The sequence below is a fragment of the Brevundimonas terrae genome, assembly GCF_011761985.1.
Taxonomy (GTDB): domain Bacteria; phylum Pseudomonadota; class Alphaproteobacteria; order Caulobacterales; family Caulobacteraceae; genus Brevundimonas; species Brevundimonas terrae.
Genome location: NZ_JAASQT010000001.1, coordinates 510,665 through 529,422, shown reverse-complemented (window position 1 = coordinate 529,422; position 18,758 = coordinate 510,665). Strand labels below are relative to the sequence as shown.

At 62.5% G+C, this 18,758-nt stretch carries 21 protein-coding genes; 13 read left to right on the top strand and 8 right to left on the bottom strand.

All coding sequences use genetic code 11. The features are described from left to right. Window positions 1-90: 90 nt before the first annotated feature. From FHS64_RS02575 to nepR, 4 genes are read right to left on the bottom strand one after another with little or no spacing between them, the layout of a single operon-like run. Entirely contained in the window at window positions 91-228 is a 138-nt protein-coding gene (locus tag FHS64_RS02575; protein WP_167175189.1) for an entericidin A/B family lipoprotein, read from the bottom strand. A gap of 59 nt (window positions 229-287) precedes the next feature. Next, on the bottom strand, window positions 288-2,027 hold the full coding sequence (gene phyK, locus FHS64_RS02570; RefSeq protein WP_167175185.1) for a sensor histidine kinase PhyK: 1,740 nt from the start codon (window positions 2,025-2,027) through the stop codon (window positions 288-290). A gap of 4 nt (window positions 2,028-2,031) precedes the next feature. Continuing rightward, the gene (locus FHS64_RS02565) at window positions 2,032-2,640 is read right to left on the bottom strand and encodes a sigma-70 family RNA polymerase sigma factor (RefSeq protein ID WP_167175182.1); all 609 of its coding nucleotides are present in this window, start codon (window positions 2,638-2,640) and stop codon (window positions 2,032-2,034) included. Continuing rightward, window positions 2,637-2,834, bottom strand: a complete 198-nt coding sequence (nepR, locus tag FHS64_RS02560; RefSeq protein WP_167175180.1) for an anti-sigma T factor NepR — start codon at window positions 2,832-2,834, stop codon at window positions 2,637-2,639. Before nepR ends, FHS64_RS02565 begins: the two co-directional genes overlap by 4 nt. Window positions 2,835-3,054: 220 nt before the next feature. Between nepR and phyR the strand changes: the two genes are divergently transcribed. Both phyR and FHS64_RS02550 read left to right on the top strand, forming a co-directional pair. After that, a complete protein-coding gene (gene phyR, locus FHS64_RS02555) occupies window positions 3,055-3,849 on the top strand; it encodes an anti-anti sigma factor/receiver protein PhyR (RefSeq protein WP_167175176.1) in 795 nt (264 codons plus the stop codon). A gap of 269 nt (window positions 3,850-4,118) precedes the next feature. Continuing rightward, window positions 4,119-4,529: an acyl dehydratase gene (locus tag FHS64_RS02550; RefSeq protein WP_167176243.1), complete on the top strand. Its 411-nt coding sequence runs from the start codon at window positions 4,119-4,121 to the stop codon at window positions 4,527-4,529. A gap of 70 nt (window positions 4,530-4,599) precedes the next feature. Here FHS64_RS02550 and FHS64_RS02545 read toward each other — a convergent pair whose 3' ends face one another. Further along, entirely contained in the window at window positions 4,600-5,379 is a 780-nt protein-coding gene (locus tag FHS64_RS02545; RefSeq protein WP_167175173.1) for a SapC family protein, read from the bottom strand. Between the two features lie 162 nt (window positions 5,380-5,541). On the opposite strand from FHS64_RS02545, the gene FHS64_RS02540 reads away from it, so the two are divergent. The 3 genes from FHS64_RS02540 to FHS64_RS02530 are packed head-to-tail and all read left to right on the top strand — an operon-like array spanning window position 5,542 to window position 7,926. Next, a complete protein-coding gene (locus FHS64_RS02540) occupies window positions 5,542-6,039 on the top strand; it encodes a Fur family transcriptional regulator (RefSeq protein ID WP_167175170.1) in 498 nt (165 codons plus the stop codon). Continuing rightward, the gene (locus FHS64_RS02535) at window positions 6,036-6,953 is read left to right on the top strand and encodes an alpha/beta fold hydrolase (RefSeq protein ID WP_243862681.1); all 918 of its coding nucleotides are present in this window, start codon (window positions 6,036-6,038) and stop codon (window positions 6,951-6,953) included. Before FHS64_RS02540 ends, FHS64_RS02535 begins: the two co-directional genes overlap by 4 nt. Next, window positions 6,943-7,926 carry a hypothetical protein gene (locus FHS64_RS02530; RefSeq protein WP_167175167.1) on the top strand — a complete coding sequence of 328 codons (984 nt, stop codon included), beginning with the start codon at window positions 6,943-6,945 and terminating at the stop codon, window positions 7,924-7,926. The genes FHS64_RS02535 and FHS64_RS02530 overlap by 11 nt, the downstream gene beginning before the upstream one ends. Here the strand turns inward: FHS64_RS02530 and FHS64_RS02525 are convergent. Together FHS64_RS02525 and secA are read right to left on the bottom strand one after the other, a co-directional pair. Next, window positions 7,923-9,080, bottom strand: coding sequence for an aminotransferase class V-fold PLP-dependent enzyme (locus FHS64_RS02525; protein WP_167175164.1), 1,158 nt, complete (start codon window positions 9,078-9,080; stop codon window positions 7,923-7,925). The two genes, FHS64_RS02530 and FHS64_RS02525, sit on opposite strands and share 4 nt — an antisense overlap. Before the next feature lie 192 nt (window positions 9,081-9,272). Continuing rightward, window positions 9,273-12,125: a preprotein translocase subunit SecA gene (secA, locus tag FHS64_RS02520; RefSeq protein ID WP_167175161.1), complete on the bottom strand. Its 2,853-nt coding sequence runs from the start codon at window positions 12,123-12,125 to the stop codon at window positions 9,273-9,275. A 367-nt stretch (window positions 12,126-12,492) separates the two neighbouring features. Here secA and FHS64_RS02515 point away from each other — a divergent pair, with 367 nt between their 5' ends. Genes FHS64_RS02515 through FHS64_RS02500 form a run of 4 tightly spaced genes read left to right on the top strand, consistent with a single transcriptional unit; the run spans window position 12,493 to window position 15,481 of the window. Then, complete coding sequence (locus tag FHS64_RS02515) at window positions 12,493-13,395, top strand: peptidylprolyl isomerase (protein WP_167175158.1); 903 nt, start codon at window positions 12,493-12,495, stop codon at window positions 13,393-13,395. Window positions 13,396-13,416: 21 nt separating this feature from the next. Further along, complete coding sequence (argJ, locus tag FHS64_RS02510) at window positions 13,417-14,790, top strand: bifunctional glutamate N-acetyltransferase/amino-acid acetyltransferase ArgJ (RefSeq protein ID WP_167175155.1); 1,374 nt, start codon at window positions 13,417-13,419, stop codon at window positions 14,788-14,790. Window positions 14,791-14,801: 11 nt separating this feature from the next. Then, window positions 14,802-15,227, top strand: a complete 426-nt coding sequence (mutT, locus tag FHS64_RS02505; protein WP_167175152.1) for an 8-oxo-dGTP diphosphatase MutT — start codon at window positions 14,802-14,804, stop codon at window positions 15,225-15,227. Window positions 15,228-15,253: 26 nt separating this feature from the next. After that, on the top strand, window positions 15,254-15,481 hold the full coding sequence (locus tag FHS64_RS02500) for a Flp family type IVb pilin (protein WP_167175149.1): 228 nt from the start codon (window positions 15,254-15,256) through the stop codon (window positions 15,479-15,481). An 8-nt stretch (window positions 15,482-15,489) separates the two neighbouring features. Here the strand turns inward: FHS64_RS02500 and FHS64_RS02495 are convergent, their stop codons facing one another. After that, on the bottom strand, window positions 15,490-16,374 hold the full coding sequence (locus FHS64_RS02495) for a methyltransferase domain-containing protein (protein ID WP_167175147.1): 885 nt from the start codon (window positions 16,372-16,374) through the stop codon (window positions 15,490-15,492). Between FHS64_RS02495 and FHS64_RS02490 the strand changes: the two genes are divergently transcribed. From FHS64_RS02490 to FHS64_RS02475, 4 genes are read left to right on the top strand one after another with little or no spacing between them, the layout of a single operon-like run. Then, on the top strand, window positions 16,373-17,164 hold the full coding sequence (locus FHS64_RS02490; RefSeq protein ID WP_167175145.1) for a ComF family protein: 792 nt from the start codon (window positions 16,373-16,375) through the stop codon (window positions 17,162-17,164). The two genes, FHS64_RS02495 and FHS64_RS02490, sit on opposite strands and share 2 nt — an antisense overlap. A 39-nt stretch (window positions 17,165-17,203) precedes the next feature. Then, window positions 17,204-17,461 carry a glutaredoxin 3 gene (gene grxC / locus FHS64_RS02485; protein WP_167175142.1) on the top strand — a complete coding sequence of 86 codons (258 nt, stop codon included), beginning with the start codon at window positions 17,204-17,206 and terminating at the stop codon, window positions 17,459-17,461. 20 nt (window positions 17,462-17,481) lie between these two features. After that, a complete protein-coding gene (locus FHS64_RS02480; protein WP_167175139.1) occupies window positions 17,482-18,321 on the top strand; it encodes a carbon-nitrogen hydrolase family protein in 840 nt (279 codons plus the stop codon). Continuing rightward, on the top strand, window positions 18,318-18,755 hold the full coding sequence (locus tag FHS64_RS02475; protein ID WP_167175136.1) for a DUF1178 family protein: 438 nt from the start codon (window positions 18,318-18,320) through the stop codon (window positions 18,753-18,755). The genes FHS64_RS02480 and FHS64_RS02475 overlap by 4 nt, the downstream gene beginning before the upstream one ends. The last annotated feature ends 3 nt before the right edge of the window (window positions 18,756-18,758 follow it).

Below are 18,758 nucleotides of genomic sequence, written 5' to 3'. Positions count from 1 at the left end.
AGGCGCTCAAGCTCGCCAATCGTGTCTTTGGTGCAGCAAAAAGGAGCCCCTTCCGGCAGGAAAGAGCCCCTTTACAGCGGTTGCCCGTGATTAGTTTTTGCCGTCGCGCGCGGCATCTTCGACCGCAGAACCGGCAGCTTGTGCGTCACGACCGACACCGGCAACCGTGTTGCAGGCGGCTGTGGTCAGGGCGGCGGCAATGACTGCGAGGACCATAAGTTTGCGCATGGAAAGCTTCCTTGAAACATGAATGTGGGGGCGTTTGCCTCAAGGATAGAACGCAAGGCCTACAGGTCTTGTTCCGATCGTGATGGAACGGCAGTTTCTGGCGAGGCCGGTGTTTCAAAGACAAGGCTGGCAATCGTGCCGCCAGAATCCGCCTTGCGGGTGGTGGCCGTCCCGCGAAGCTGTTTGGCAAAGGCCGTCATCAGGGTCACGCCGACACCGGATGTCACATCATTCATGCCGGGGCCGTCGTCCTCGACCTCCAGTGTGCTGGTCTTGCCATTGACCTTGAAGCGGACCTTGAGTTCGCCGCCGCGACCGGCAAAGGCGTGCTTCTGGGCATTGGAAACCGCCTCGACCAGCCAGAGCGCCATCGGGGCCAGTTTTTCGGGATCGATGCTGAGCGGGTCGGCCTCGATGGAGCTTTTTACCAGCGGGCCACGCAGGGATTCCGACGCCACCAGATGCCCGACCAACTCGGTCAGGAATACCTCGGCATCGGCATGGCGCACATCCTCGCCCTGATAGAGCGTGCGGTAAATCAGGGCCAGGGCCGAGATTCGCTGGCGCGTATCGCCCAGAGCCGCCCGTGCGGCGGGGTCTTCGACAACCCTTTGCTGCATCGACAACAGCGACGAGATGATCTGCAGATTGTTCTTCACGCGGTGGTGGATTTCGCGCAGCAGGGCATCTTTTTCGTGCAGGGCCTCGGTCAGGGCCGCATCGCGCCGGGTAATATTCTCGGCCAGTTCGTCCATGGTGCGCGCCAGATGGCGGATTTCCAGCGGCGCATTTTCGGCCTGAACGGGGCGGATCGTATAGCGACCGCGCGCATAGATGGCGGCAATCCGGTCCAGATAGTCCAGCCAGCGGATGACAATACGCTCCGACGCCAGCATGGCCGCCGCAAACGCCGTCAGCCACGCCGCCAGCGGCAGCATCAGGAAGCGGATCGGGTTGGTCTGGGCCCAGAACCACGGCGAGGCTGCGGGGGCCGAGATCACCGCATAGACATTCTGGTTTTCCAGCTTGGCGGCGGCATAGAGGCGGTTCACCCCGTCGGCCCCTTTGGCGCGCAAGACAGCACCGGCCTCATGACTGTGGGGTTTCAGCCAGTTTTTCAGAGGGGGGAAGCTCTGGCCAAAGGTCAGGCCTTTGATCGGGGTGAGGGCACGGCCCTGATCGTCAAACAGGCCGGTCTGGGTATCGGGCGGAAGCGGTATGTCCTGCGTGGACAAACTGAAAATGCTGGTCGGAATGACAGCCACGAGTACGCCGTCAAAACCCCCCAGCGGTCGTGTGGCCCGATAGGCAAGGGCCAGTTGGCTGCCCTCGGCATCGGTTTGCAAAAAGATATGCGAGGTGCTGCGGCCCTGTGCCAGCGCTTTGAACCAGTCGCTGTCACGCACGTCGCCAAAACGGGCGACCTCTTTTTCGTGCGAGGCACACAACACCGTGCCATCGGTGCCGAAGCGGTACAGCGCCTCGACCTCGCCGATACGGTTCACCAGCCCGTTCAGGCGCGCATTACAGTCAAAGGCCTGACCTTCGGGGGCAATAATGCTCAGCAATATGCCGGCGCGATTAAAGGCGCTTTCGGCTTCGCGCACACTGCGCTCGGCGGCCAATTGCAGGTCGGCCTTCAGGTCGGTGGTCTGCTGTTGGTACTCGCCCCGGACCTGTATCAGCCCCAGTAGGATAAAGGGCAGCAACGACAGGGCCATCGAAAAGCCCAGACGCGCACGAATACCCTCAACACGCCTCTGGCGACGTCCCAGCCATTTCCGCAATAGCGGCGGCATGGGCTCAGTTCCGCAAGGGACTGCTCAACCGATCGGCATCGGCGAGAATAGAGCGCATGGCATCACCGGCGGCCTTGCCGTCGCGTTCATAACCGCCGCGTTCAAGTGCGGCCAGCAGGGCCTTTCGGGCCCGCGACACGCGGCTTTTGACTGTCCCGACGGCGCACTGGCAGATTTCAGCCGCCTCTTCATAGGCAAAACCGCCGGCACCGACGAGGATCAGGGCTTCGCGCTGCTCTTCGGGCAGGGTTTTCAGGGCCATACGCAGTTCGTCCAGCGCCACAGGCGCTTCGGGATCATCGACCGCGATCAGGGTGCGTTCGGCGGCTTCCTGATCCAGTTGGGTCGAGCGCCACGAGCGGCGCTTTTCCGAATAGAACTGGTTGCGCAGGATCATGAAGGTCCAGGCCTTCATATTGGTGCCCATCTGGTATGAGGCACGCGCATCCCATGCCTTCATCATGGCTTCTTGAGCCAGATCGTCGGCGGCCGTCGGGTCACCCGTCAGGGTGCGCGCGAAGGCCCGTATGTGAGGGATGAGGCCCACAAGTTCTTTCTTGAAGGCATTGTCATCCGCTGACGGCGGCTTGGGTGCCGCTCCGGTTGAACTCATGCCCCACCTTTGTTTTCTCGTTGATCTGCGCGCCTCAGGATGGACAGAAACTCATCCGGCACCGGTTCGTTTACGATCTCGTCGAACAGATGTCTCAGCTTCACGCCAATGGCTTGCTGTCGCAGTCTCGCTTCATCGAGATCTACGTCGTCAATATCGTTAGTATCATGAACTCGTTGAGATTTTTCAGTCATTAACTCTTGGACCGTCCCCCTGTCCGGCAGACCTCTTCCCGGACACGCTGCATGCTAAACGCCTTGACAGGCTTTACCGTTCCGACAGCTTAGCTGAAAATTGTAAAACGGGTGGTAAAACACGGAACTGCGGCCAAGGTTCTCCGTTTAACCTTTCTGTCTTATGGTCTGGGGGGTAGCGCCGGTAATCGGTCTGCTTCAGACATCGGGGATTATAGGTATGAGCCTTTTGGCTAGATTAGCGCCTCACCTTCCGTATGTGCGGCGTTTTGCGCGGGCCCTGACGGGTGATCAGGCAACCGGCGACCACTATGTACGCGTGGCCCTTGAAGCTCTGGCTGCGGGGGAACGTCAGCTACCGGCGGATATGACACCGCGGGTGGCTCTGTATCATATTTTCCACGCCATCTGGTCTTCCAGCGGCGCACAGCTCGAAGATCACGGCAGTGCATCGGGCAATGCGGCCGAGGATAATGCCTCGCGCCGCCTGATGAAGATTTCGCCGGCCTCGCGTCAGGCCTTCTTGCTGACCTCGCTGGAAGGGTTCACCCCGTCCGAAACGGCGCAGATTCTGGATGTCGATATTTCGGCGGTCGAGCGACTGGTGGCTCAGGCCCAGACCGATATCGATGCCGAACTGGCCACGGATGTGCTGATTATCGAGGACGAGGCCATCATCGCCGCCGACATCGAAAGTCTGGTGCGTGAACTTGGCCACCGCGTCACCGGCACGGCCGCCACCCATACCGAGGCGGTCGAGGCGGTGCGCCAAAAACGTCCGGGTCTGGTTCTGGCCGACATCCAGCTGGCCGATGGCTCTTCGGGCATCGATGCGGTGAAGGAAATCCTGCAAAGTCTGGACGTGCCGGTGATCTTCATCACCGCCTTCCCCGAGCGTCTGCTGACGGGCGAACGCCCCGAACCGACCTTCCTGATCACCAAACCCTTCCAGCCGGAAACGGTGAAGGCGGCCATCAGTCAGGCCCTGTTCTTCCATCCATCACCGCGCGGCTGAGTTTTGCTCTGGCCCAACGAGAGGGAACCCGTCCGGCAGGGCGACGTTCTTCACGCATAGCCCCTGCCAGTCTGGCAAGGCTCCTCTGGCAAGGCCCCGCTCGTTTTGCGAGGTGGGCTATGGATGTACCTCTTTTGTGATGATGCGACTTTTAAGGCGGCCCTGCGGGGTCGCCTTTTTTTGATGCATCGGCCCGGGCGCACACATCTTGTTTGTGCGGGGGAACGGGTGGCATGGTGGAAATGCATATTGCGGCGGGGATCAAAAACATGGCCGAGCTACTGAACATCCATTTCGAGCAGATCGAGGTGGGACAGGTCGTTTCCCTCGGCGTTATCGCCGTGGATGGCACATCGCTGGCCCTCTATGTCGAGCGTTTCCTGCCGGGTTGGGATGACAGCTATGGCGCACCGGACGGGATGCTCTATGCGCTGTGGAGCCGATTATCTTTTGAGGCCTGTAGCCGCTGGGCCGGTTTCAAAATGCTGGCCGTCGATGGTGTGCGTTACTTGCGCAATCCGCCCGCCGGAGAGCTGTTGCGGGGCCGAGTGACCATTATGGGCAAGGACCCTGTCGGCGATAATAAGGGCGTGGTCATCGCCCAGCAGGACCTGCTGGACGAGGCGGGCCGTCTGGTCTTTTCGTGCCTGACCCGCTCGCTGGTCGCCCGCCAGTCCTGATCCATACGATCGGCAAAGAAAAACGCCCCGCAGTATTCTGCGGGGCGTTTCTTTTAGCTTACAGCGCCGATCAGGCGTTGGCAGCGGCCTGACGGGTCAGGGCCAGAGCGATCAGACGATCCCAGCCAGCCAGCGACACGAGGTGCGCATAGATCTGGCCCAGAGCGCCGTTGTCGCGCAGTTCAACCAGCTTGTCGGCCGGCAGAGCCTTCAGCTTGTCTTCCGAAACGGCGAAATACTCGGCCAGCTTCTGGGTTTGGCCCGGCGTGCCGTCGGCATTGCGCGGGGTGAAGTTGGCTTCCTTGACTTCGAACAGGTCCAGATCGGTCAGGATCTTGACGAACGACTCGGTGCGCAGGCGCTCCTGTTCGAAATTGTTGCAGAACTCCATCGCGTTCTTGACGTAGGCGCTCGGCTCGGTGCCTTCGAACAGCGGGGTGTCGCCGCCTTCGACGAAGTAGGGTGCAGCGCGGTCGATGCACAGGATCATGCGCTGTTGCGCGTCGTCATTGGCGTAGACGAACGGATAGCGACGGGCATAGGCCGGAATATAGGCGTCCGAACGGAACTCGCCGTCGGTCACGAACAGGTTGTCATTGGCGTTCAGGCCCATGGCAACGACCGGTTGCTTGCTGTCGCCGACGAAGATCACCGGATAGGACAGGGCGGCCGGTGCGAACTCGGTCACGGTCAGCGGCACAATATTGGTCTGGCCGATGAAAGCGTACGGCTTGTCGACAACCTTGACGCCCAGCTTGCCGTGCGCCTCGATCGACAGCGGTTCCGGTTGCGAATAGAAAAGTACGTTACCGGAGAGGCCGCCGGCGTTTTGTGCAGTCGTGTCGGTCATAAAACTTCTGGTGTTCTGGACAGAAAGGAGGCGCGTTCTAGCCCATAGTATGTCTAACGGCAAACGCGGTACGGACCTTTGTGAACCACGTTTTGCAGCCGTCTGCCAGTCCTGATGCCCAATGTGGTTGCGACAAGCGACGGGAAACCTTAGCTCTAGGCCATGACCAAGGCTTGCCAACACGATCACGACGGCCACGCACGCGGCGAGACCGAGGTTGCGCGTATTCTCGCCAGCTTCGAGGCTTCCTGCGTCGCGCAGGGCGAACGCATGACGGCTCCGCGCCGCCGCGTCCTCGAATTGCTGCTGACAGCGGGCGAGCCGGTCAAGGCCTATGACCTGATTGCCCGCTATGGTGTGAACGGCGAAGCGGCCAAGCCGCCGACCGTTTATCGCGCACTGGAATTTCTCGAACGCTGGGGCGTGGTCCACCGGATCGCGTCCATCAGCGCCTATGTCGCCTGCTCGGTCCACAAGGACGAGGTACAGGCCCATGCGGCGGCGTTTCTGATCTGCGACTGCTGCGGCTCGACCGCCGAGGTGTCTGTGCCGCTCAGTGATCTGGGGCTGGCCGGTGCCGCCTCGCGGGTCGGCTATAACATCGAGCGCACCACGATCGAGGGCCACGGCAAATGCGCCCAGTGCCGGGATGCCGCATGATGGACGGCAGTCTTGATGGCACCATGGCCATCCCGCCGCGCCGTCTGTCTGTTCCGGTCCGCAACCGTTTTGGCGAAGGCCGGATGGCCGTGCTGGATTTCGGCCCAGCCGAGCGTCCGGTTGATCTGGTCTTTGTCCATGCCAACGGTTTCAATGCCTATACCTATCGCCAGCTTCTGTCGGGACTGGCGGGGCGTTTGCGTATCTGGGCGGTGGACCTGCGCGGTCACGGACACACAACCCTGCCGGCCAAGGTGCAGGGACGCCAAAACTGGCATGACCATCGCGACGACCTGATCTCGCTGCTGGAAACCATCGACGGTCCGCCCGTCGCCCTGTGCGGCCATTCCATCGGCGGCACATCCAGCCTGCTGGCCGCCGCCAAGGTACCACACCAGGTCTCGCGCCTGATCCTGCTCGATCCGGTGATCTGGTCATTTGCGACCATGGCGGTGTTCAACACCCCGTTGCTCAATAGCTTGTCGCGGCGCGCCCCGATTGTGCAATCGACCTTGCGCCGACGCGCACACTTCGACAGCCGCGAACAGGCCTTCACCTCGTGGCAGGGACGCGGGGCCTTCAAGGGCTGGCCCGACGCGGTGCTGCGCGACTATCTGGCCGATGGCCTGATCGAGAATGGCCCAATCGAGGATGGCAAGGGTCTGCGACTGGCCTGTAGTCCCGAATGGGAGGCCTCCAACTATGCCGCACAGGCGCATAATCCGTGGCGGGCGCTGCGCCAGTATGACGGGCCGGTCCAACTCCTAAAGGCCGAAACCGGCAGCCTGTGTGCGCTGAACAAGCCATCGGCGGGCCATCAAGTTTCGATCCATACGGTGACAGGTGCAGGCCACCTGTTTCCGATGACCCATCCGCAGGTGGTGCGCGAGGTCTTGTCGGACCTTGCCGCCTAGCCGTCCCTACCTGTCGAACCGCACCGCCGCAGCCTTGGCCGCAGGCATCGGGCTGGGGCTGGTGGTGGCGGGCCTGATGATTGTCATCTGGTGGACCGTGACCCAGAAGGACCGCGCCGTGCGCGTGGTCCGCGATGATCCGGCGCTTGAAACCCTGCTGGCCTCGGCCCCTGCGATCCGCCTCAATGCGGGCGAGCGCCCCGTCACGATTATTTCGCCGCGCGCGGCGACGGCGCTGGAACAATGGCTGGGCGCGGACGCCGCCGAACTGGCCACCCATGGCCGCGAGGTTCGCGCCATCATCGTGCCGTCCGGCCACGGCGGGGCCAGCGAGGAGGCCACGGTGGTCCAGCTCTGGCAGGGGCGCGATATCGGCCTTTTGCGCCAGTGGCTGTCGATGCGGGCCGAACACTGGACCGCGGTGGGCATAGAGCCTGTGTCGTCATCAGAAACACGCATGGCGACTCTGGCCGAGGCGGCGGGTTTGCGCCGTTCGGTCTTACAGCGGCTGAGCCGTCCGGCTGATGACAACCGCTGGCCGCTGGTGATCTGGCGCGACGGGGCGGGGCAATTGGCCGTGTGTTATTGCCATACGCCCAAAGCGGTCGCCGAAGCCCGTCTTGCGCTGGGCCTGAAGGGGGCTTCCGCACCGGTGGTTGCTGTGCCCACTCCCCCTGCGCCAATACGCACAGCGCCTGCTACGGCTGAGGCTGAAACCACAGATTCCTATCCGCGTCTGGGCGATATGCCTGCCCCGGAGCCTTCCGCGACCCATCCTTATGGCGAGGTGTCCGAAACGCACACCCGCCCTGCGCCTGTTCTGCCGGGGGATGCAGCGCCCGTAGCACCGTCACCGCAAAAGGCTGCACCGCGTCCGGCCAGCCGCCCTGCGCGTCCTGCAAGGGCCCCGCGCACAGACGTGAACACGGCGGCCCCCAAGGCCGAAAAAGACGCCGAAAGCCTGTTCTACTAAACCGACAGGCAGGCAGCGATCAGGCGCTCCACGTCCGCTTCGTCCTGATAGGGACCAAAGCCGAACCGGATCACATCGTCACGGACATCGGTGACGATATGCGCCTCCAGTAAACGGTCGCGAATGGTCGCGGCTTCGGGGTGTTTGAGCGCCAGAAAACGCGCACGGGCCTGTTCGCCAACCACCGGATTGAGCCAGCGAGCCGCCGCCAGTAGTCCCTTGTCCGAGGCCTGAATCGCGCTCTGGAATTGCTGCTGCAACCGGCGCGAATGTTCGGCCATATCGGCAATCGCGATCCCTTCGGCGGCCAGCATGTCCTGCACGGCATTGAAGCGGTAAAGGGCGCTGACATCGAAGGTCGCCCCCCAGAACCGCCCGCCATCGGTGCGATAGCCGACACCGCCCGCCGGTCCTTCCAGATCGCCGAACTCGGCAAACCATCCGGTCACAACAGGGCGCGGACCATAGCCATCGGGCGCATGCAGGAAACACGCCCCTTCACCCGCCATGGCGTATTTATAACCGCCGGCCAGATAAAACACGCGGTCATGGATGCCCGACAGATCGGTCGGCGTGGCCATAAAGCCGTGATAGCCGTCAATCACCACCCACGGCCCCTCGGGACGCGACAGGGCCGCCAGCGGCTCAAGGTTTCCGGCCAAGGTTCCGGTGCGGAAAAATACCTGACTGACAAAGATCAGATCATGGCCGCCCTTTTGCGCCTCGGCCAGAAAACGGGCTTCGAAACTGTCGAAGGGTTCGATCGGCACGGTGGTCAGTTCCGCCGCGCCTGTCTCTTCCCAGCGCTGGCTCTGGCGCCGGAACGAATGGAACTCCGCATCAGTCGTCAGTATACGGACAGTCGGCTTCTCAACCGCCGAAACGATACGCAGCAACAGGTCATGGGTATTGGGCGCAAAGACGATGCTGTTGGCATCGGGCAGCCCCAGCAGACGCGCCACATGGCCTTGGGCCGCGGGAATGACCTCACCGAAGATCAGGTCCCACTTGCGGTCCGCATGGCGGTTGGCATCGTCCCAAGCCAGCCCTTGCGCCTCATAGGAGACATCCGGCCACAGATGGTGGCTGTGCGCCGCAAAATGCAGACGCTCGGGAGACAACGACAAGGCGCGGGTAAAACGGTGTTTTAGCATGCACGCACCTTAGCGTGTTCTGCTGTTCACCCAATAAAAAAGGGGCGAGGGCCGTAGCCCCCACCCCTGATTTTTACCGCTCAAGCAGCGAGCGACCGCGTCGCGAGAGTTAGCGGCGGCGGGCAAGGCCCGCCCACCTTTCTGCTTGGGCCGCGGTCAAAAGGCTCCGCCTTTTCGACCCGACGCGGCCTGTTAAATCAAACTACCGTGGCAGTGCTTGAACTTGCGGCCCGAACCACAGGGGCAGTCGCCATTGCGGTTGGTGCGTTCCCAACCGACCGGCAGAGCCTCGACCGGCAGCTTGGCGCGGTCATCACCGGTCAGCATACCTTCGGGATTCTGGGCCATCGGATTGGCCATTTCGTTCTCGCCCGTACCCGGATTCAGGTGGATTTCCTGAAACTCCGGCATTTCCAGTTCCGGCGGAGCCTGGAAGCGGAACTCGACCGTCATCAGCCAGCGCGTCACATTCTGGCGCAGGTCGTGCAGCAGGTTTTCAAACAGGTTGAAAGCCTCGGTCTTGTACTCGTTCAGCGGGTCGCGCTGGCCATAGCCACGCAGACCGATCACGCCGCGCAGGTGGTCCAGATGCACCAGATGCTCGCGCCACTGCATGTCGATCATTTGCAGCATGAACTGCTTTTCGAGATTGCGGGTCTGTTCGACGCCGACCATTTCCAGACGCTCGGCGGCGCGGGCATTGGCGGCTTCGTTCAGGCGCTCTTCGATTTCTTCGTTCGACACGCCTTCTTCGGCCGCCCAGTCATGCAGCGGCAGCTCCAGACCGAGAATGCTCTTCACCTTCTCGTCCAGACCGTCGATGTCCCACTGCTCGGCATAGGCCTTGGGCGGCATGAAGCGTTCGACCAGATCGGAAATGGTGTCCTGACGGAAGTCGGCCACCAGCTCGGACAGGTCGTTGGAGTCCATGAACTCCTGACGTTGTTCGAACACGGCCTTGCGCTGGTCGTTGACGACGTCGTCATACTTCAGCACGTTTTTACGCATGTCGTAGTTGCGGGCCTCGACGCGCTTCTGGGCGGTCTCGACGGCGCGGTTCAGCCACGGGTGGCTGATGGCCTCGCCCTCGGCGACGCCAAAGCGCTGCATGATGGCGTCCAGACGGTCACCGGCGAAAATACGCAGCAGATCGTCTTCGCACGACAGATAGAATTTCGACGTACCCGGGTCACCCTGACGGCCGGTACGACCACGCAGCTGGTTGTCGATACGGCGGCTTTCGTGACGCTCGGTGCCCAGAACGAACAGGCCGCCCGCGGCGAGGCCCTTCTCCTTGGCGACGACGATCTCGGCCTTGAACTCGGCTTCCTTGGCGGCCAGTTGCTCGGGCGTGACCTCGATGGCGAGGTTACGCTGTTCCAGACGCCAGCGCTCGATACGCATTTCCAGGTTACCGCCGACCTGAATGTCGGTACCGCGACCGGCCATGTTGGTGGCGATGGTCACCGCGCCGGGCAGACCGGCATCGGCCACAATATAGGCTTCCTGCTCGTGCTGACGCGCGTTCAGAACGTTGTGCGGGATGCCCTTACCGGTGGCATAGGTGATGTCATAGGCGTCATCGCCGACCTTCTGGGCTTCCTTCTCGCGACCGGCATATTCGGCCTTGAGGGTGCGGCCCGTCTCGACCTTGTAGGCATAGGTCTTGAGGATTTCCGACAGCTCTTCGGACTTCTCGATCGACACAGTACCCACCAGAATCGGCTGGCCACGCACGTGGCAGTCGGCGATCTGGGCGGTGATGGCGTCGTTCTTTTCCTTGAAGGTGCGATAGACCTCGTCGTCATAGTCCTTACGCAGGATCGGACGGTTGGTCGGCACTTCCAGAACATCCATCTTGTAGATGTCGAGGAATTCCTGAGCCTCGGTCGCGGCCGTGCCGGTCATGCCGGACAGCTTTTCATAGAGGCGGAAATAGTTCTGGATCGTGACCGAGGCCAGGGTCTGGTTCTCGGGCTGGATCTTGACGTCTTCCTTGGCTTCCAGCGCCTGGTGCAGACCTTCGGACAGACGACGGCCCGTCATCATACGGCCGGTATATTCATCGATCAGGACGATCTCGTCGCCCTTGATGATGTAGTCCTTGTCGCGGTTATACAGCGTATTGGCGCGCAGGGCCTGGTTCACATGGTGGACCAGCGACACGTTCAGCGGATCATACAGGTCCTCGGTGCCGTCGGTCAGGTGACCGGCTTCCTTGAGCATCTCCTCGATGCGCTCCGAACCCAGCTCGCTCAGCAGCGCCTGACGCTGCTTCTCGTCCAGCTCGTAGGTGTCCTTGTCCTTGATCAGTTCCTTCACCAGACCGTCAACGATCTTGTAGAAGTCCGAACGATCCTCGGTCGGGCCGGAGATGATCAGCGGGGTACGCGCTTCGTCGATCAGGATGGAGTCAACTTCATCGACGATGGCAAAGTGGTGGCTACGCTGCACCATCTCGCGACGGTCATAGACCAGATTGTCGCGCAGATAGTCGAAGCCGAATTCGTTATTGGTGCCGTAGGTAATGTCGGCCTGATAGGCCATTTGGCGCTGGCCTTGCGACAGGCCATTGACGATCACGCCCACTTCCAGACCGAGGAAGCGATAGACGCGACCCATCTGTTCGGCGTCGCGGCGGGCCAGATAGTCGTTCACGGTAATGACGTGAACGCCCTTGCCGTTCAGGGCATTCAGATACACCGGCGCCACAGCCACCAGGGTCTTGCCTTCGCCGGTTCGCATCTCGGCGATACCGCCTTCATGCAGGATCATACCGCCGGTCAACTGGACGTCGTACTGACGCTGGCCCAGAACGCGCTTGGACGCCTCGCGGGCAACCGCAAAGGCTTCCGGCAGGATCTTCTTGAGGCTTTCACCACCCTCGACGCGATCGCGGAAGGTCTGCGTCATCATGCGCAGTTCGTCGTCCGAAAGCGCTTCGAACTTGGGTTCGAGGGCGTTGATCTTCTGAACCTCGGCCATAAAGGTTTTGACTTTACGGTCGTTCGAGGAACCAAAGAATTTCTTGGCGATGCCGAGCATGGGTGATCCGAAACGGTCGAGCGGCTGAAGGCTCAGAGAAAAAGACAGCTCTCGCCCGCATCGAGGCATTGAAAACGCAAGGATTTCCGGTGCCAGCCCTTCAGGCGGCTCCATCCTCGCTCCTTCAATCGAAAATCCCTCGACTTGGGCGCAAGGCGGACTTAAGCACCGACCTGTGGCCTGTCAACGCGAGCAGTGTTTTGGTAGAGCTATGCGTGCCTCAAAACCACAGGTTCACAGGCTTTTGCCCGTCCGCTTTTATCGTCCCCGTGCAGGGAGTGTAGGCAGGGAGTGTTTGATGCGATTGTCGCGCCCGTTGTTCTTCTCCGATCACTTTTTCCGGATGCGCCGAACCGTGGGCGGGCCTATGGCCGTCAGACTGGCTGCTGTCCTGCTGGCAGTGTCGGTGGCGGCCTGTGGCGATAATCCCGAAAAACTTCATCCCGATGCCGGTGACCGCGTGGTGGCCCGTGTCGAAAAGCATGAAATCTGGGCCTCCGATGTGCGCCGCGAAGCGGTGGCGCAGGGCCTGATCGGCGATGCCGAGCCGCTGGATGTCGCCTCCGAACTGTTCCGCCGCGTGCTGGACGAGGTGATCGACCAGACCCTTCTGGCCCGCGAGGCCGAACGTCGTGGCCTCGATAAAAGCCCCGCCGCCCAGCGCCGTCTGGAGGCTGTGCGCCAGCGTATTTTAGGCGACATGCTGGTGGAATCTGCGGTCGACAAGGCCGTGTCCGACGAAGCGGTCCAGCGCCTCTATGCCGAACAGCAACGCCGCGCCAAACGCTCCGAGGAGGTGCGCCTGCGCCTGATCCTCAGCGACACCCGCGCCGAGGCCGATGCCGTTCTGGCGCTGCTGGGGCAGGGCACCAGTTTCGAAGCCGTCGCCGCGCAACGCTCGGTGGACGAGGCATCGCGCGCTCTTGGCGGCGATCTGGGCTATGCCACGCCCGACCTTCTGCCGCCGGTCTATGCGGCGGCCATTACCGAAAAAGCGGCTGGCAGTGTCATCGGGCCGGTCGAGGCCAGTGGCCGCTGGGCCATCCTGCGCGTCGAGGACCGCCGCGCCGAAACCCCGCCGACGCTGGAACAGGCCCGCCCTGTCATCGTGCGCTATCTGACCTATGAAGGTGTGCGCCAGCTCTTGGAACAACTGCGCGGTAAGGCCAATGTCGAATTCGAGATTGACCCGCCGCGTTCTGCGCCGCAAACGCCACCCCCTGTTTCGACCGCTGCTGCGGCAGCGTCTTCGCCCGTAGCGACTTCTTAAGTCCCCCACTGGATCCGCCTGATGAGCCAACCCCCTGTGAAACCTTCCTCGACCGGTCACATGATTGAAGCCGCCATCGAGAAGGCGCTCGATCCTTTGACCTCGGCCATCAAGCGGGCCACCCAGCCTGCGGCCAAACCGGCGGCGGGCAAGCCGGACCTGATGATCTCGCCTCTGGCTGTGCCGTTCCCCGAACTGCCGGTTATGGGCGGTGTTGAAATCGCCACGGCCCGTGCCGGCTTTTACAAGCACGAGCGCGACGATCTGGTGGTGTTCCACTTCCCCGACGGTGCCAATTGCGCGGGTGTGTTTACCCGCCACAAGGTCGGCTCGGCACCGGTGGACTGGTGCAAGAAGCAACTCGACGCCGAAAAGGGCGGCGAGGGCGTGCGCCTGATGGTCATCAATGCCGGCTGTGCCAATGCCTTTACCGGCAAGCTGGGGGCCGATGCCGCCCGCCGCACCGCCGCCGAGGCCGCCAAGCGCTTTGGCTGCCGCCAGCGCGACGTCATGCTGGCCTCGACGGGCGTGATCGGTGTGGTGCTGGATGACAGCAAAATCACCGCCAAACTGCCCGACATCCAGGCCGGTCTGTCGCCTGACAACTGGGCCAAGGCCGGTTCGGGCATTATGACCACTGACACCTTCCCCAAGGGCTCGACCGCCGAGTGCGAGATCGAGGGCGTGAAGGTGCGTATCTCGGGCATTGCCAAGGGCTCGGGCATGATTGCACCGGACATGGCGACCATGCTGGCCTTCATCGTTACCGATGCCGACATCGCCCCGCCGGTGCTGAAGGCGCTGCTGAACCTTCATGTCCGCACCACCTTCAACTCGGTGACGGTCGATGGAGACACCTCGACCAATGACACGGCGCTGATCTTTGCCACCGGCACCTCGGGCGCGCCGCGCATCGGCCGCGTCGGCGATCGCCGCCTGAAAGACTTCTCGCGCGCTCTGGAACAGGTCATGCTCGATCTGGCCCACCAACTGGTCAAGGACGGCGAGGGCGCAACCAAGTTCGTCAAGATCACCGTGGATGGCGCCGCATCGCCCGCCTCGGCCCGCAAGCTGGCCAAGTCCATCGCCGACAGCCCGCTGGTGAAAACCGCCATTGCCGGTGAAGATGCCAACTGGGGCCGTATCGTCATGGCCGTCGGCAAGACCGACGAAGCCGTGGACCGCGACCGTCTGGCCATCTTCTTTGGCCCGCACACCGCCGCCGTCGATGGCGCACCGGCCACCGACTATAATGAAGAGGTGATGAGCGCCTATATGAAGAATGACGAGATCGACATCACGGTCCACGTCGCTTCGGGCCGCGCCTCGGCCACGGTTTGGACCTGTGACCTGACCAAGCGTTATATCGAGATCAACGGGGACTATCGTTCGTGACAGGGGCGCTCGTGACGGAAGTCGAAAATGCGGGGGCAGTCCCTACTGTCCTCGTCGTCGCCGTGGCCCTGATCGATCCGGATGGCCGCATCCTAATCGCCCAGCGCCCCGAGGGTAAGCAACTGGCAGGCCTGTGGGAATTCCCCGGCGGCAAGGTCGAGGCTGGCGAGCGCCCCGAACAGGCTCTGATCCGTGAATTGCATGAAGAGCTGGGTATCGACGTCAAGGAGGCGTGCCTCGCCCCCTTCGTGTTTACCAGTCATGCTTACGAAAAATTTCACTTACTGATGCCACTCTACCTTTGCCGTAGGTGGTCGGGCACGGTTGTGGCCAAGGAACATACGGCACTGGCGTGGGTCAAACCGGATAAGCTTCGGGACTATCCCATGCCCCCCGCCGATGAGCCGCTGATCGCCTGGCTCAGGGATTTGATTTAAACCGGCCTGTCCGGAAAGGGTGGCCTATGCGCACGACAGTCAAAGCTTTTGCAAGCGACACCAGCGGCGCAACCGCCATCGAATACGGCCTGATCGCCTCGCTGATCGCCATGGTCATTCTGGTGGCCCTGTCGGCCACTGGCGACGGCGTCATGGCCAAATGGGATCTGGTCATGAAGCGCGTCATTGCGGCTCTCAGCGGCAGTGGCGGAGAGGGCGGCGGAGGCGGCGAAGGGTCTGGTGAAGGCGGCTGATCTGCCGCCTATTCGTCCGTCACTTCCTTCACACCCAGAGCATCGGCCAGCCGCATCTTGGCCGAGCCACGCTTGGCGGGCTTTTGCTGGCTCTCGTGCGGAGCCCAGCCTGCCAGATGCACCATTTCAAACGTTGCCGGAATCCGGCCATCGGCCTCGGCATGGCGCTCGACATAAAGCGCTGCGGCCCGCGCCAGAATATCACGGCTGAGCGGCTTGATCTGACCGGCCAGTGCGTTTGTTTCGCCCATGGCCCGCAGATCGCGCATCAGCGAAAACGGATCGCGATACCGCACTGTCACCCGATCCACATCCGAAACCGGCAGGGCAAATCCGGCCCGCTGTAACAGACCCGCCCCGTCAAAACCGTCGACAAAGGGCGATATCCGCGCCTGCGCCCCGCCACGTATCTCCAGCTCTGCCTCGGTCAACACGCCGCGCAGTTCTTTCAGGGTCGCCGCGCCAAACAGGCTGCCGATAAACAGCCCGTCCGGCCGCAAGGCCCGCCGGATCTGTGCCAGCGCCCCGGGTAGGTCATTGGCCCAGTGCAGACCAAACAGGTTGATAATCAGGTCCGCCGACTGCTCGGCCACCGGCAAGGGGGCCGCCCCCGGTGCCGCCCGTTCATCCAGAGACCCGAGCGATTCAATCGCACCGATCCGCTCTGCCGCTGGCATGCCTTGCAGCGCCTGCGCCACCAGTCCTCCATGCGGAGACAGATCGACGCCGCGCGGAAACTCGCGCAGGATGGCCGACAGGGTATGGGCGGCATCCTCGGCGGCCCTGCGATGTAGAAAATCCGCCTGCGGGAACAGGCGCTGCGCGCGGGCAAGACGATGGACACGACGGCTGGCGTCGAAAATATTGGGGGGACCGGAGGAGGGGGCGCTCATGACGGGATTAGATGGCCGTTTGCGATCGGGAATAAAAGCCCCGTGGGCCATTCGACTGCGCGATTATGGTCGGGCCTTGGTCGATATTGTCCTGCCGCCCGCCAGTCTAGACGGGTTCGAGGGCAGTCTTGGCGGCCTCAGCGTCTCGGCCTTCAACCGCATAATCTTTCTGGAAGACCCTGTTTGCGACGGCTGCGGTCAGGCCTTCGAATATGAACTGGCTTCGGGGGGAGGGCGCTGTATTCCCTGCCAGACCACGCCCCATCTGTTTTCACGCGCCCGCGCAGCCTGCATCTATGACGAGCATTCGCGCGGCCTGATCCTTGGCCTCAAACACGGCGATCAGCAGGCCCATGCCAAGCTGTTTGCCCGCTGGCTCAGCCGCGCCGCCGATCCGCTCATCCTCGACTGCGATGCGGTGGTGCCGGTGCCTCTCCACCCCTCGCGCCTCTTGCAACGCCGCTTCAACCAGAGCGCCGAGATCGCCCGCCCCTTGGCCGCCCTTCGCGGCCTGACCTATCTGCCCGATAGCCTCAAACGTATCCGCGCCACCCAAAGCCAGGGCGGAAAGTCCCTTGGCGGTCGCAAAACCAATGTGCGCGGCGCATTTCGCGTGACGGCCTCGGGGGCCAAAAAGATCGTGGGCCGCCGCATCCTTCTGGTGGATGATGTGCTGACCACAGGGGCCACCGCCAATGCCTGTACCAAGGCCTTGCTGGACGCCGGAGCCGCTAGTGTTGATCTGGCCGTGATTGCGGGGGTGCATGGCGCGCGCGAAATGCCTAAATAGGGCTCAGTTTGATATTCCCCCTGTAAGGAGATGCCCCGCGTGGCCGAGATCGTTATCTATACCAAGCCCGGTTGCCCCTATTGCATCCGTGCCATGTCGCTGCTGGACCGCAAGGGCGCAGCCTATACCGAGATCGTCGCTTCGAACGATCCGGCAAAGAAGGCCGAGATGGTTGCCCGCTCGAACGGTGCCGCCACCTTCCCGCAAATCTTCATCAACGACCAGCACATCGGCGGTTGCGACCAACTGCACGCGTTGGACGCCAAGGGCGGCCTCGACCCGCTGCTGGCCGCTTAAGAGCTTTTCAGGAGCGTGATATGAGCGTCATGGTCAAAACGGCCCTGATCCAGACCTGCACACCGGCCACAAGCCGCGCGGGCCTTGCCCATATCACGCCCCTGATCCGTCAGGCCGCTGCCGAAGGTGTCGAGTTTGTCCTGACCCCCGAAGGCAGCAACTTCCTCGAACAGCGCAAAGGCCTGCGCGAGGAGGCTCTATCCGACGAGGCCACCGACGAAGCCGTCCTTGGCCTGCAAGCTCTGGCAGCGGAGCTGAACATCTGGCTCCTGATCGGCTCGGTAATCGTGCGCTCCGGTATCGAAGGCGATGACCGTGCCGCCAACCGCAGCCTGCTGATCGACCCGCAAGGCCGCATCACTGCCCGCTATGACAAGATGCACGTCTTTGACGTCGATCTGGATACGGGCGAACGCTGGCGCGAAAGCGCCGTGATCCGCCCCGGATCGCAAGCCGTGGTGGCCGACACGCCGTGGGGCGGCCTTGGCCTGACCATCTGCTATGACGTGCGCTTTGCCTATCTGCACCGCGCACTGGCACAGGGCGGAGCCTCACTTTTAACGGTGCCCGCCGCCTTTACCCGCCCGACCGGCGAGGCCCATTGGGAAGTCCTGCTGCGCGCCCGCGCCATTGAAACCGGCAGCTTCGTTCTCGCCCCCGCCCAAGGCGGCACCCACGAGGATGGCCGCAAGACATGGGGCCGCTCCATGGTCATCACCCCGTGGGGCGAGGTCATCGCCAAGCTGGACCATGACCAACCCGCCATTCTTCATGCGACCTTGGACCTGTCGCTCGTCGATGCCGCGCGCCGCGCCATTCCGGCCCTGACCCACGACCGTCAATTCGTGTCCGGCCAATGATCCGCTACGCCCTCATCTGCGATCACGACCACGGTTTCGAGGCGTGGTTTGCCTCGTCATCCGACTATGACGATCAGGCCGAGCGCGGCTTGGTCGAATGCCCCTTCTGCGCCTCCCGCGCGGTCAGAAAACAGATTATGGCCCCCGCCGTCTCCGGCACCAAAAAGACCGCAACGGTCCAGCCCGACGCCTTGCAAACCATGCAGACCATGATGATGGAGGCCGCCCGCGAGGTGCGCGCCCATGTCGAGGATAATTTCGACTATGTCGGCGACACCTTCGCCCGCGAGGCCCGCGACATCCATGAAGGCCGCAGCGAGAAACGCGAAATCTATGGCGAGGCCACACCCGCCGACATCAAAAAACTGAAAGACGACGGCGTCCCCTGCGTGCCGCTGCCGGACCTGCCGCCCGATCCCAAAAAGGCCAACTGAACG

Coding starts and splice junctions, on each gene's coding strand:
- FHS64_RS02575 (WP_167175189.1), bottom strand. CDS start 228: ATGCGCAAACTTATGGTCCTCGCAGTCATTGCCGCCGCCCTGACCACA.
- phyK (WP_167175185.1), bottom strand. CDS start 2,027: ATGCCGCCGCTATTGCGGAAATGGCTGGGACGTCGCCAGAGGCGTGTT.
- FHS64_RS02565 (WP_167175182.1), bottom strand. CDS start 2,640: ATGAGTTCAACCGGAGCGGCACCCAAGCCGCCGTCAGCGGATGACAAT.
- nepR (WP_167175180.1), bottom strand. CDS start 2,834: ATGACTGAAAAATCTCAACGAGTTCATGATACTAACGATATTGACGAC.
- phyR (WP_167175176.1), top strand. CDS start 3,055: ATGAGCCTTTTGGCTAGATTAGCGCCTCACCTTCCGTATGTGCGGCGT.
- FHS64_RS02550 (WP_167176243.1), top strand. CDS start 4,119: ATGGCCGAGCTACTGAACATCCATTTCGAGCAGATCGAGGTGGGACAG.
- FHS64_RS02545 (WP_167175173.1), bottom strand. CDS start 5,379: ATGACCGACACGACTGCACAAAACGCCGGCGGCCTCTCCGGTAACGTA.
- FHS64_RS02540 (WP_167175170.1), top strand. CDS start 5,542: ATGACCAAGGCTTGCCAACACGATCACGACGGCCACGCACGCGGCGAG.
- FHS64_RS02535 (WP_243862681.1), top strand. CDS start 6,036: ATGATGGACGGCAGTCTTGATGGCACCATGGCCATCCCGCCGCGCCGT.
- FHS64_RS02525 (WP_167175164.1), bottom strand. CDS start 9,080: ATGCTAAAACACCGTTTTACCCGCGCCTTGTCGTTGTCTCCCGAGCGT.
- secA (WP_167175161.1), bottom strand. CDS start 12,125: ATGCTCGGCATCGCCAAGAAATTCTTTGGTTCCTCGAACGACCGTAAA.
- FHS64_RS02515 (WP_167175158.1), top strand. CDS start 12,493: ATGGCCGTCAGACTGGCTGCTGTCCTGCTGGCAGTGTCGGTGGCGGCC.
- argJ (WP_167175155.1), top strand. CDS start 13,417: ATGAGCCAACCCCCTGTGAAACCTTCCTCGACCGGTCACATGATTGAA.
- FHS64_RS02500 (WP_167175149.1), top strand. CDS start 15,254: ATGCGCACGACAGTCAAAGCTTTTGCAAGCGACACCAGCGGCGCAACC.
- FHS64_RS02490 (WP_167175145.1), top strand. CDS start 16,373: ATGACGGGATTAGATGGCCGTTTGCGATCGGGAATAAAAGCCCCGTGG.
- FHS64_RS02495 (WP_167175147.1), bottom strand. CDS start 16,374: ATGAGCGCCCCCTCCTCCGGTCCCCCCAATATTTTCGACGCCAGCCGT.
- FHS64_RS02480 (WP_167175139.1), top strand. CDS start 17,482: ATGAGCGTCATGGTCAAAACGGCCCTGATCCAGACCTGCACACCGGCC.
- FHS64_RS02475 (WP_167175136.1), top strand. CDS start 18,318: ATGATCCGCTACGCCCTCATCTGCGATCACGACCACGGTTTCGAGGCG.